The following is a 10,987-nucleotide window of genomic DNA, read 5'->3' as shown; positions in this document are numbered from 1 at the left end:
GGCCCCTATTCCGCCGCCTGCGCGGCGCCTTCGCCGGCCGCGAGCGCTTCGATCCGCCGGGCGATCGTGTCGCAGACCTCCTCCGTCAGCCCGTCATGCAGGCCGATGACGACCAGCCGCGTCGCCCGCGCCTCGTCCTTGCCCCAGGGCCGGTCGAAATAGGTCTCGATGCGCTGGCCAACGGCCTGGACGACGAGCCGCATCGGCTTGCCGGGAACATCGGCAAAGCCCTTCAGCCGCAGGATGTCGTGCTCGCCGATCAGGGCTTTCAGCCCCTCGACGAAAGCGGTCTGGTCACGAAGCGGCCCGGCCTCTGCGACGAAGCTCTCAAACTCGTCATGATCGTGCTCCTCGCCGCCCTCGTGCTCGATCTCGTGATGAGACTTGCGGTCGGCAATGAGATCCTCCGTCCCGGCGGAAATACCGAGCAGCACGTCGGCCGGCAGCTTGCCGTTCTCGGCGGCGATGGTCTTGAACGTCCGCGCCGTCGCCGCGGCGGTCTCCTTGCGCACCCTTTCGAGAGTGTCCCTGTCGATCAGATCGGCCTTGTTGAGGACGATGAGATCGGCGGCGCGGATCTGGTCCTCGAAGAGTTCTTCGAGCGGGTTGTCGTGGTCGAGGCTTTCGTCGGCGGCCCGCTGGGCGGTGACCTTTTCCTCGTCGTCGGCGAACCGGCCGGCGGCCACCGCCGGCGCGTCGATGACAGTGACGACGCCGTCGACCGTCACCTTCGTCTTCACCTCCGGCCAGTTGAAGGCGGCGACCAGCGGCTGCGGCAGCGCCAGGCCGGACGTCTCGATGACGATGTGGTCGGGCAGGATGTCGCGTTCGAGCAGCCTGGTCATCGCCGGGATGAAATCGTCGGCGACGGTGCAGCAGATGCAGCCATTGTTGAGCTCGACGACGTCGTCCTCGCTGCAGGTCTCGATGCCGCAGCCCTTGAGGATGTCGCCGTCGACGCCGAGATCGCCGAATTCGTTGATGATCAGCGCGATCCTGCGGCCGCCGGGGTTCTGCAGGAGGTTGCGGATCAGCGTCGTCTTGCCGGCCCCGAGAAAGCCGGTGATGACGGTGGCGGGAATTTTCTGTGCAGGCATCGATGCCTCCTTGAATCGCGTTGTGCCGCAGCGCGTCGGCGAGACGCCGTCGCTGCGGTCTTGGATCGTTCGAAGGGCCCGAGCGCTTTGCTCAGCCCTTCATCTTCAGCGGCAGGCCGGCGGCGACGAAATACACCGTCCCCGCCAGCGCCGCGATCGTCTGGTGCAACCGGCCGGCATGGTCGCGAAACGCCCGTGCCATGGCATTGTCCGGCACGATGCCGAGTCCGACCTCGTTGGAAACGAGGAGGACCGGGCCGCCCACCCCGGCTTCGAGAGCCGCGCCGAGCGCGTCCGCTTCCTCATCGACGTTGCGCCCCGCCATCATCAGATTGGTCACCCAGAGCGTGAGACAATCGACGAGGAGGAAACGGCCGGCCGCCGCCTCGCGCCGCAGCGTTCCGGCAAGGTCGAGCGGTGCTTCGACGGTCCGCCAGGTCGGCCCGCGATCGCTCTGGTGGCGGGCGATGCGGTCCGCCATTTCGTCGTCATGGGCCTCGCCGGTCGCGACATAGACCGGCTCGAGGCCGCTCCCGGCGACGAGGCCTTCGGCAAAGGCCGTCTTGCCGGAGCGCGCCCCGCCCAGAACCAGGGTGAGCCGCGCTTCCTCGCCCATCGCTCAGGCCTCGGCGCCGACGTATCTGTCCATCGCCGCGCCGAGGGACAGGCCCAGAAGCACCCAGAACAGCGCCCCCGTCGCAAGCGACGCGACGGCGAATTCGGCCGCCAGCGTCGGCGGGATCGGGCTGGAAAGATCCGCCGGGTGAGGCGCTGCAAAGAGATGCGGCACCACCAAGAGGAGAGCGCCGCCGGCCCTGACGACGGGCTGGCGCCTCAGGACGAGGCAGTAAAGGCCCGCGGCGGTCATGACGACGGTCATGATCCACCAAATCTGGCGGGTCGAAAGATCGGCGACGGGCATCGCCGGAAGCTCCGGCGGCAGGCCGAGGGCCGGAGCCAGCGAGATCGCCGCAAAGCCGGCAAGGCCCCAGAGAGCGCCGGTCCGCAAGGTGATCCGATGACCGGTCAGAAGCGCCACGGCGCCGAGCATCAGGGCAAAGCCCGCCCCGGTGACGAGGTTCGCCGTCAAGGTGCCGAGGGCCCGGCTTTCGAACAGGCTGGCATCGCCTTCCTCCTCACCTCCGGCTGCGGCCGGACCGTGCACGAGGATGACCCGGCCGGCCTGATGGTTCGAAAGCCCGTGCGCATAGGCGGAGGAGACGAGCGAGGCCTGATGCTCGTGGGTCGGCGCGATGCCGTGACCGCCCTGTTCGTAGACCTCGGCGTGCTCGATCAGCGGCACGAGCTTGAGATAATGGATGGGCGTCATCAGGACGCCGACGAAGAGCCCGGCCGCAAGCGCTGCCAAGAGATATCTGACCAACATGATGAAGCTTTCCCGTTGCCGGCGACGACACGCCGGCCTGTGACTGACTGGATGTGCGAAAGGCCCGGCGCTGCGCCGGAAGAGCCGCGGTCAGTGGCAGGGAAAGCCGAAGGCGTGGCGAACGTCGTGAGCCGTGTCGTGCAGGGCGGCCGAATGGGCAAAGCCCGCACCCCAAACGAAGAAGGCGCCGAGAACGAGGGCGAAAAGCCCGGTGGCGACGCGGGTGCTCGAGGCGGTTCCCGCAATCTGATTGGTGTCAGTCGTCATATCAACCTCCGTGACGGCCGCTCACCACGAGCGGCGCATGTTGGAAGGCCGGCAGGTCTCCTGGCTCGCGGGTCGTCGAAATGCGTCTCGCCTTCCCGGAGGTCTCTCCAGTGGCTTTCAGGCACCGACGCGCATCGAGCGCATCGGGCCAGTGACGAATCTCTCGCCGCTCTACAGTCGCGGGGTCGGCTGCGATGAAGGCCCCCGACTTGGGTCGACCCGTCGCATTCCCTCTTCGCCCCTACCGCTTTGCGGTGGGGGAACCGTCCTTCGCCCGGCGCCAGACGTGGCGCCCGAGCGCGGCGAGACTAGCAGCCGCCCTGGCGAGCGCCAAGCGAAATCGCCGCCGCGATCCCTTCAAGCCCCCGGCCGAGCGAATCGCCCGGCACGGAGAAACCTTCCGCTGAGCGTCTTCACAGCCGCCCGCGCCTCCCGTCATCGCCCATCGAGCCGCCTTGAAACGCGAGGCGAACAGTCTCTCCCACCGCCATCAAGCCGTATTTCGAGCAAACCGCAGGATCGGTGCACTATCGCAGCGCAAAAACATCGCCCGAAAACGGTTCTCGTTTCGCGTCAGCCTCTATATCCCATCCGAACGACACAATTTCGAGCAAGCGAGATCGACGGAGACTGAGGCGACATGTGCGGAATTTGCGGCGAGATTCGCTTCGACGGAAACCAGGCCTCGGGCGAGCGGCTGCAACGCATGGGCGATTGCCTGGCCCGGCGCGGCCCCGATGGTGCCGGTCAGGTGCTGCGCGGACCGATCGGCCTCGGCCACCGGCGGCTGAAGATCATCGACCTCAGCGAAAAGGCCCAACAGCCGATGGTCGACCCGGAACTCGGGCTGACCATCGCCTTCAACGGCTGCATCTACAATTACCCCGAGCTTCGCCAGGAGTTGGAAGGCAAGGGCTACCGCTTCTTCTCGACCGGCGACACGGAAGTGATCATCAAGGCCTATCACGCCTGGGGCCGCGACTGCGTCAAGCGCTTCCACGGCATGTTCGCCTTCGCCATCGCCGAGCGAGAGAGCGGCCGGGTGATGCTGGCGCGCGACCGCTTCGGCATCAAGCCGCTCTATCTCTCGCAGACCGACAAGCGCCTCTATCTCGCCTCCTCGCTGCCGGCGATTCTGGCCACCGGCGACGTCGACCGGACGATCGACCGGGAGGCGCTGCATCACTACATGACGTTCCACGCCGTCGTCCCGCCGCCGCTGACGATCGTCAAGGGCGTGCGCAAGCTGCCGCCCGCCACCACCCGCATGATCGAGCCCGACGGCTCCTTTAACGACGCGGTCTACTGGGCGCCGGAGTTTTCGCCGCGCGCCGGCGACGAGAAGCTGTCCTCCAACGACTGGCGCGACCTCGTCATGGACGCGCTGAAGCTCGCCGTCGACCGACGCATGGTCGCCGACGTTCCGGTCGGCGTACTGCTCTCGGGCGGCGTCGATTCCTCGCTGATCGTCGGGCTTCTGGCCGAAGCCGGGCAGAAGAACCTCAACACCTTCTCGATCGGCTTCGAGGACGCCAATGGCGAGGTCGGCAACGAGTTCGAATTCTCCGACATCATCGCCAAGCATTACGGCACCGAGCATCACAAGATCTTCGTGCCGGGCTCCGAACTGATGGAGCATCTGCCGGGCACCATCCAGGCCATGTCGGAGCCGATGGTCTCCTACGACAATGTCGGCTTCTACCTCCTCTCGCGGGAAGTCTCCAAGCACATCAAGGTGGTGCAGTCCGGCCAGGGCGCCGACGAGATCTTCGGCGGCTATCACTGGTATCCGCCGATGGTCGGCGCCAACGATCCCCTCGCCGCCTATTCGAGGGCCTTCTTCGACCGCAGTCACGAGACGCTGAAGGGCCAGATCGCGCCGGAATGGCAGACGGAGGAGGACGTTTCGCGCAATTTCGTCGCCCGGCACTTCGCCATGGCCGGCGCCACCAACCCGGTCGACAAGGCGCTGCGCGTCGATGCCCATGTCATGCTGGTCGACGATCCGGTGAAGCGCGTCGACAACATGACCATGGCCTGGGGCCTCGAAGCCCGCGTTCCCTTCCTCGACCACGAGCTGGTCGAGCTTGCCGCCCGTGTGCCGGCCGAGGAGAAGCTGAAGCAGGACGGCAAGGGCGTCCTCAAGGAAGTCGCCCGGCAGGTCGTGCCGTCCGCGGTCATCGACCGCAAGAAGGGCTACTTCCCGGTGCCGCAGCTGAAATACATCTCCGGCCCCTATCTCGACATGGTCAAGGACACGCTCGGGTCCGAGGCGGCCAGGGGTCGCGGCCTGTTCCAGCAGAGCTATCTCGACGAACTTTTCGCCAATCCCTCGGATCACATCACGCCGCTGCGCGGTTCGGAGCTGTGGCAGGTCGCGCTGCTGGAGATGTGGCTGCAGGAACAGGGGGTCTGATCGGATGGCTGTCGACAAAAAGACAGACCATCGCCTGGAAAAGCTGCGCGCCTCCGGGCCGAGCGGCCCTGCCGCCCGCGCGCGGGCCGACCAGAACGGGCTGAAGAAGAACGCCATCCTCGATTGCGGCTGGGGCCGGCTGGTCTTCGGCCAGACCTTCGCCGATCCGCGCGAACTCGCCAACTCCTTGCGCGAGGAAGGTCCGGACCGCCGCGACATCGCCTTCTACGTCAAGGATCCGCACGTCCTCCTCAGCCACGCGCCGCAAGAGCTGTTTCTCGATCCGTCCCACACCTACCGCCTCGATCTTTCGACCTACCGGCCGGGCACGCGCCGCCCGCGCGGCTACTTCATCCGGCGTCTGGCGTCCGAGCAGGACGCCACCGAAGTCAACCGCATCTACCAGTCCCGCGGCATGGTGCAGGTGCATCCCGCCTTCTTCTGGTCGAACCGCGACAACCGGGCGCTGACCTATTTCGTCGCCGAGGACGAGACCACCGGGGCGATCCTCGGCACGGTGACCGGGGTTCACGGCAAGCGCGCCTTCGGCGATCCGGAAAACGGCTCCTCGCTGTGGTGCCTCGCGGTCGATCCGCAGGCGCCCCATCCCGGCATCGGCGAAAGCCTGGTGCGCCGTCTCGCCGAGCATTTCCAGGCGCGGGGCTGCGCGTTCATGGATCTTTCGGTGATGCACGACAACGAGCAGGCCATCGGGCTTTACGAAAAGCTCGGCTTCGTCCGCGTCTCCTATTTCACCATCAAGCGCAAGAACGAGATCAACGAAAAACTCTTCACCGGCCCGAACGCCGAATATGAGGAGCTCAATCCCTATGCGCGGATCATCGTCGAGGAGGCCCGGCGCCGCGGCATCCACACCGAGGTCGTGGACGCGGCCGGTGGCTTCTTCCGGCTCACCCATGGCGGCCGCACCGTTCTCTGCCGCGAAAGCCTCTCCGAGCTGACCTCCGCCGTGGCCATGTCGATCTGCGACGACAAGCGGGTGACCCGGCGGATGGTCGAGGGGGCAGGCGTCACGGTCCCCGAACAGATCTCCGGCGACAGCGACGACGCGGCGCTTTCGGCCTTTCTCGAAAAGCACGGCCAGGTCGTCGTGAAGCCTGCCCGCGGCGAGCAGGGCCGCGGCATCTCCGTCGGCATCGAGACGCTCGACGATACGAAGACCGCCATCGAAGCGGCGCGGCAGCATTCGCCGCACGTCCTGGTCGAGGCCTGCTTTGCGGGCGACGACCTCAGGCTCATCGTCATCGATTACCGCCTCGTCGCCGCCGCGCTGAGAAAGCCGCCGGTGATCACCGGCGACGGCCGCTCCAGCGTGAAGGACCTGATCGAGCATCTGTCGCGCCGCCGCTCGGCGGCGACGGGCGGCGAAAGCAAGGTGCCGATGGATGCGGAGACGCAGCGCTGCGTGCGCCAGTCGGGCTATGGCATGGACGACACGCTGCCCGAGGGCGAGCGGGTCACCGTCAGGAAGACCGCCAACCTCCACACCGGCGGCACCATCCACGACGTTACCGGTGATATCCACCCGGCGCTGGTCGAGGCAGCTGTTGCCGCCGCAAGGGCAATTGAGATACCGGTGACGGGCATCGACCTGATGATCAAGTCGCCGGCGCTGCCGGACTACGTGTTCATCGAGGCGAACGAGCGGCCGGGCCTCGCAAATCACGAACCGCAGCCGACTGCGGAGCGGTTCGTGGACCTGCTGTTCCCGCTGTCCGTGCCATTTTCAGTGAGAGCGGCCCGCACCAACCGGCGGAGATCGCTGAAGGAGGGCTGAGTGCCGAGGCTTACGATCGATACCGAGTATCTGACCGAGCAGCTGAAGGCGCTCCTCAAAATCCCCTCCCCGACGGGCTACACCGACACCGTGGTCCGCCATGTCGCCAAAGAGCTCGAACGGCTCGGCCTGAAGGTCGAACTGACCCGGCGAGGCGCCATTTCGGCGATGCGCCAGGGCTCGCGGCGCGCCTCTGCCCGGGCGATCGTCAGCCATCTCGACACGCTCGGCGCCCAGGTGAAGCGGATCAAGGAGAACGGCCGGCTGGAGCTCGTGCCAATCGGCCACTGGTCGGCGCGCTTCGCCGAGGGCGCGCGCTGCATGATCTTTTCCGATGCCGGCACCTATCGCGGCACCATCCTGCCGCTGAAGGCCTCCGGGCATACGTATAACGAGGAAGTCGACACGCTTCCCGTCGGCTGGGACTATGTCGAGCTGCGGGTCGACGCTTTGTCGCGGGACGTCGCCGAGATGACCAGGCTCGGCATCGAGGTCGGCGATACGGTGGCGATCGATCCGCAGCCGGAATTCCTCGACAACGGCTACATCGTCTCGCGCCATCTCGACAACAAGGCCGGCGTCGCCGTCATGCTGGCGGCGATCAAGGCGATGGAGGACTCTGGCGCATCGACCCCGGTCGACACCCATTGGCTGTTCACCATCGCCGAGGAGGTCGGCGTCGGCGCGGCCTCGATCCTCACCCCCGACATCGCCTCGATGATCGCCGTCGACAACGGCACCTCGGCGCCGGGACAGAACTCGGCGGAGTTCGGCGTCACCATCGGCATGGCCGACCAGACCGGGCCGTTCGACTATCACCTGACCAAGAAGCTGGTGCGCATCTGCCAGGACGAGGACATCCGCTACCAGAAGGACATCTTCCGCTACTACCGCTCGGATTCCGCCTCGGCGCTCGAAGCCGGCCATGACGTGCGCACCGCCCTCATCACCTTCGGCGTCGACGCCTCGCACGGCTACGAGCGCATCCACATGCATGCGTTGCGCTCGCTGTCGGAGTTGATCACCGCCTATCTGACCTCGCCGGTCGAGATCGAGCGCGACCGCAACTATCATGCGGGGCTGAAGGGCTTTACCCGCCAGCCGGACGTCGAGGCGCAGCAGGAGCTCGCCAGCGACACCGACCCCGCCGAATAGCCACCGCCGAACAGCCCCCGAAGGAGCCGGCCCCGCCCATGAGCCCCGCCCGCAAGTCCCGGCCGTGAGCCCCGTCCGTGAGCTTTGACGACATCGTCGCCTTCCCCGGACGGGTTCTCTGGGACCTCCTGATGCTGCTCGGGTCACTGGCGCGCGATTGTCTGGCGGTGGCTCAGGGCCATCCCATCCTCGCCGCGGCGATCACGCTGGCCTTCCTCGTCGCGCTGGTTCTCGCACGCGGAGCGGTGATGATCGGTCTCGTCCTCTGCTTCTTCGCCGTTGCCGCGCTGATCGGCGCCGAGCCCGTCCCCGAACTCGACAAGCGCCAAGCCTTCTCGGCCCTGACGATGCTCGCCATGATCCTCATCGGTCTCGCCTTCCGCCGCCAGCGCCTGCTGCGGCAAGGGCTGGAAGACGAGATCGCGGCTCGGGAAGAGGCGCTGGACGAAGCGCGGCGGGAGGGCTGGGAAGCGGCGATGAAGTACCGGCCGGAGGATGAGACGCCGCATCTCGGCCCGCCGGATTGAGGAGGATGGGTGAAAACCGGCCAAAGGCAGATTGCCGGCCGGATTAAGGGGCACGGCAGTGTCGGTTGGAAAGCAGCCGACTGATTACCCGATCTCAGTGACTGCTCCACGCCCTGCTTCTGCCGTTCAGCAGAACGGCACTTCCTCTTCACGCGGACCTTGCTGGTCCCTGTCATAATGGCATCAATTTCCGGCCAGTGAGGTAGGGATGCTCTCAGCTTCCTCGAAAGGCCGATCTATCGGACAAATTGATGCGAACCTCCAGAATGTCGGCTGCGCGTGATCGGCTTCGACGCATAGGTCTCAGATCGTCCGGCTTCGCACCCCGCCATCTCTGATCGCTAGAGCCGACCCTAACGGGCAAGCCAAGTATAGAAGGTTTCGGCTTCCTCACCCATGTCGAGCGACTTCAGGTATCGCGGCTTCCATACTTCTCTGATGAACGCTTCCATCGTGGTCGGCAGGGAGGGACGAGTTTCCTTGCCTTCATGAAAACGGACGACGCCATTGTTGATTGCGTCGGTGGTTCGGCTGTCGTCCAGCCAGTGTTCATGCGTGCCGAACCGTTTGAGATACTCGTCTTTGATTTCGGGCAGGGAGCGGTCGATCAAGCGATACTCCACCGGCTTGCCCAACTCACGACTGATGATCGCCGTCACTTCGCGCATCGACAGATCTTGGGACCCTACCTCGCGGATGACGCGGTGCTCGCCAGAAGGGTTCAGCAACTCCTTCGCCGCCAATGTTGCGATGTCATCCGTCGCCACCCACGGCATCTTCAAGTCTGCCCCTTGGAACCATGGGAGACGACCGAAGCGGGCGACCGGCGTGATCCATGCGAAGGTGTTCTCCATGAACCAGGCCGCGCGCAAATGCACGAGATCGATGCCGTCGAGCTCGTTCAACTTTTGGTCTAGGTGATGGAAGACCTCGAAATGGCCAGTCTTCCCCGCGACCTCGGAACCCATCGCCGTAAGACTGACGGCAAGCTGGACCGGCGAGCCGCGCAAGGCGTCGACGAAGCGCTGCGCGACCATGGGATAGTGGCCGTCGATATTGCACCAGTCGGTTTTCACCATGAGGAAAGCCGCCTCGACGTCCGCGAAAAAGGCATCGAGGTTTCCGGTGCCAATATCGAAGCTGCCGAGGAAGGGCTCGGCGCCCTGTTCAACCAGGGCATCGAGCGCCGGGCCGCCTCTGGACATGGCTTTGACCTGATGGCCGGAACCGATGAGGGTCCGCGTGAGCTTGGCACCGATCCTCCCGGTGGCGCCGACGACGGCAATGCGCATGACGATCTCCATTTGCTTGTTGGTCGGAGCGTGTTAGTCGATCGCTGGCTGCACGAATTTCGAGATAGTGCCGAATGATCTTCAAATCAGGCCAATCGGCTGAGGCCTTGCCGCCCTGCGCTCAAGACATCGATTTCAATCGGTTCGGCGGGCCGGCCATGGCCCTGCGGGTCGGCTTTGGCGACGACGACACCAAGGTCCCCGAACACCGGCATGCCCAGGGTCAGTTGATCCTGGCGCTGCATGGGGCGGTGACATGCACGGCGGTGGGCGGCCTATGGCTCGTTCCCTCAGGCTCGGCTGTCTGGATTCCGGGCGGCGTCCCGCACAGCAATCAGGCGACCCACAACGCGCGTCTGATCTACCTGTTCGTGGAGCCGTCTGAGTCGGACCTGCCGCCGACATGCCGCAGCGTGTCGGTCTCGCCAATGCTGCGCGAGATGATCCTGCGCCTGGCGGACGTCGATCACGCCGCACCTGACGAGCGCACCAGCCGTCTCATGCGGGTGCTCCTCGATGAACTGGCGCTCATGCCGAATGGCGGTCCTGTGCTTCCGCTCACCGACCATCCCAAGATCGCACTCATCGCCGCGGCACTGGCGGCCGATCCCGCTGATCGCCGCACATTAGGCGAATGGGCCCGTCATGTCGCCGTGAGCGAACGGTCCTTGAAGCGTCTGATGGTGAAGGAGACCGGTCTGACCTTCAGCCACTGGCGGCGGCAGCTTCATCTGATCATCGCCGTTCGCGAACTCGCAGGTGGCGCCACGGTGCAGAAGGTTTCCGGCGACCTCGGTTACGAGTCCGTCACCGCCTTCATCGTCATGTTCAAGAAGGCGCTCGGCGTGACACCGAGCCGCTATCGGCCGCACGCGGACTTGGGATCGCGCCAGACTGCTTGAGCGGAAACTCCGCGTTGATTTTGGACGGCAATGAGGAGAAGCCCGAAGGGCAGCTCTCCGCCTGCTCTGCCCGAAGCCGTCGGCCCGGTTTTCGGCGCAAAGTTGACACCGGCAGCAGGCGAAGTGGCCATCAAGAACGACAGCAT

General features: G+C 65.6%; 10 protein-coding genes and 1 riboswitch. Of the genes, 5 read left to right on the top strand and 5 right to left on the bottom strand.

Features of this window, described 5'->3' with window-relative positions; genetic code table 11:
• Positions 1-5: 5 nt before the first annotated feature.
• The 4 genes from cobW to GTK09_RS04970 all read right to left on the bottom strand — a co-directional run bounded on the left by cobW (position 6) and on the right by GTK09_RS04970 (position 2,751).
• On the bottom strand, positions 6-1,097 hold the full coding sequence (gene cobW, locus GTK09_RS04985; protein ID WP_163461560.1) for a cobalamin biosynthesis protein CobW: 1,092 nt from the start codon (positions 1,095-1,097) through the stop codon (positions 6-8).
• A 91-nt stretch (positions 1,098-1,188) separates the two neighbouring features.
• Complete coding sequence (gene cobU, locus GTK09_RS04980) at positions 1,189-1,713, bottom strand: bifunctional adenosylcobinamide kinase/adenosylcobinamide-phosphate guanylyltransferase (RefSeq protein ID WP_163461558.1); 525 nt, start codon at positions 1,711-1,713, stop codon at positions 1,189-1,191.
• Between the two features lie 3 nt (positions 1,714-1,716).
• On the bottom strand, positions 1,717-2,484 hold the full coding sequence (locus tag GTK09_RS04975; protein ID WP_163461556.1) for a CbtA family protein: 768 nt from the start codon (positions 2,482-2,484) through the stop codon (positions 1,717-1,719).
• Positions 2,485-2,574: 90 nt separating this feature from the next.
• Complete coding sequence (locus tag GTK09_RS04970) at positions 2,575-2,751, bottom strand: CbtB domain-containing protein (protein WP_163461554.1); 177 nt, start codon at positions 2,749-2,751, stop codon at positions 2,575-2,577.
• A 33-nt stretch (positions 2,752-2,784) separates the two neighbouring features.
• A riboswitch (cobalamin riboswitch) is annotated at positions 2,785-3,034 on the bottom strand.
• Positions 3,035-3,391: 357 nt separating this feature from the next.
• Between GTK09_RS04970 and GTK09_RS04965 the strand changes: the two genes are divergently transcribed.
• The 4 genes from GTK09_RS04965 (at position 3,392) to GTK09_RS04950 (ending at position 8,647) form a co-directional block, all read left to right on the top strand.
• The gene (locus GTK09_RS04965; protein ID WP_163461552.1) at positions 3,392-5,167 is read left to right on the top strand and encodes an N-acetylglutaminylglutamine amidotransferase; all 1,776 of its coding nucleotides are present in this window, start codon (positions 3,392-3,394) and stop codon (positions 5,165-5,167) included.
• A gap of 4 nt (positions 5,168-5,171) precedes the next feature.
• The gene (gene ngg / locus GTK09_RS04960; RefSeq protein ID WP_163461543.1) at positions 5,172-6,965 is read left to right on the top strand and encodes an N-acetylglutaminylglutamine synthetase; all 1,794 of its coding nucleotides are present in this window, start codon (positions 5,172-5,174) and stop codon (positions 6,963-6,965) included.
• Entirely contained in the window at positions 6,966-8,120 is a 1,155-nt protein-coding gene (locus GTK09_RS04955; protein ID WP_163461532.1) for an osmoprotectant NAGGN system M42 family peptidase, read from the top strand.
• Positions 8,121-8,197: 77 nt separating this feature from the next.
• Positions 8,198-8,647, top strand: coding sequence for a hypothetical protein (locus GTK09_RS04950; RefSeq protein ID WP_163461523.1), 450 nt, complete (start codon positions 8,198-8,200; stop codon positions 8,645-8,647).
• Between the two features lie 353 nt (positions 8,648-9,000).
• On the opposite strand, the gene GTK09_RS04945 is transcribed toward GTK09_RS04950, so the two are convergent.
• A complete protein-coding gene (locus tag GTK09_RS04945) occupies positions 9,001-9,939 on the bottom strand; it encodes an NmrA family NAD(P)-binding protein (protein ID WP_163461522.1) in 939 nt (312 codons plus the stop codon).
• A 74-nt stretch (positions 9,940-10,013) separates the two neighbouring features.
• Here GTK09_RS04945 and GTK09_RS04940 point away from each other — a divergent pair, with 74 nt between their 5' ends.
• Complete coding sequence (locus tag GTK09_RS04940) at positions 10,014-10,841, top strand: AraC family transcriptional regulator (RefSeq protein WP_163461517.1); 828 nt, start codon at positions 10,014-10,016, stop codon at positions 10,839-10,841.
• Positions 10,842-10,987: the final 146 nt, after the last annotated feature.

The sequence above is a fragment of the Jiella pacifica genome (assembly GCF_010500815.1).
GTDB lineage: Bacteria > Pseudomonadota > Alphaproteobacteria > Rhizobiales > Rhizobiaceae > Jiella > Jiella pacifica.
Note: the sequence above shows the minus strand (reverse complement) of the source record. Positions and strands in the feature narration are given on the sequence as shown.

What these genes read in the sequence shown, in the direction of transcription:
- cobW (WP_163461560.1), bottom strand. Translation starts at nt 1,097, where the DNA reads ATGCCTGCACAGAAAATTCCCGCCACCGTCATCACCGGCTTTCTCGGG.
- GTK09_RS04940 (WP_163461517.1), top strand. Translation starts at nt 10,014, where the DNA reads ATGATCTTCAAATCAGGCCAATCGGCTGAGGCCTTGCCGCCCTGCGCT.
- GTK09_RS04965 (WP_163461552.1), top strand. Translation starts at nt 3,392, where the DNA reads ATGTGCGGAATTTGCGGCGAGATTCGCTTCGACGGAAACCAGGCCTCG.
- ngg (WP_163461543.1), top strand. Translation starts at nt 5,172, where the DNA reads ATGGCTGTCGACAAAAAGACAGACCATCGCCTGGAAAAGCTGCGCGCC.
- cobU (WP_163461558.1), bottom strand. Translation starts at nt 1,713, where the DNA reads ATGGGCGAGGAAGCGCGGCTCACCCTGGTTCTGGGCGGGGCGCGCTCC.
- GTK09_RS04945 (WP_163461522.1), bottom strand. Translation starts at nt 9,939, where the DNA reads ATGCGCATTGCCGTCGTCGGCGCCACCGGGAGGATCGGTGCCAAGCTC.
- GTK09_RS04970 (WP_163461554.1), bottom strand. Translation starts at nt 2,751, where the DNA reads ATGACGACTGACACCAATCAGATTGCGGGAACCGCCTCGAGCACCCGC.
- GTK09_RS04975 (WP_163461556.1), bottom strand. Translation starts at nt 2,484, where the DNA reads ATGTTGGTCAGATATCTCTTGGCAGCGCTTGCGGCCGGGCTCTTCGTC.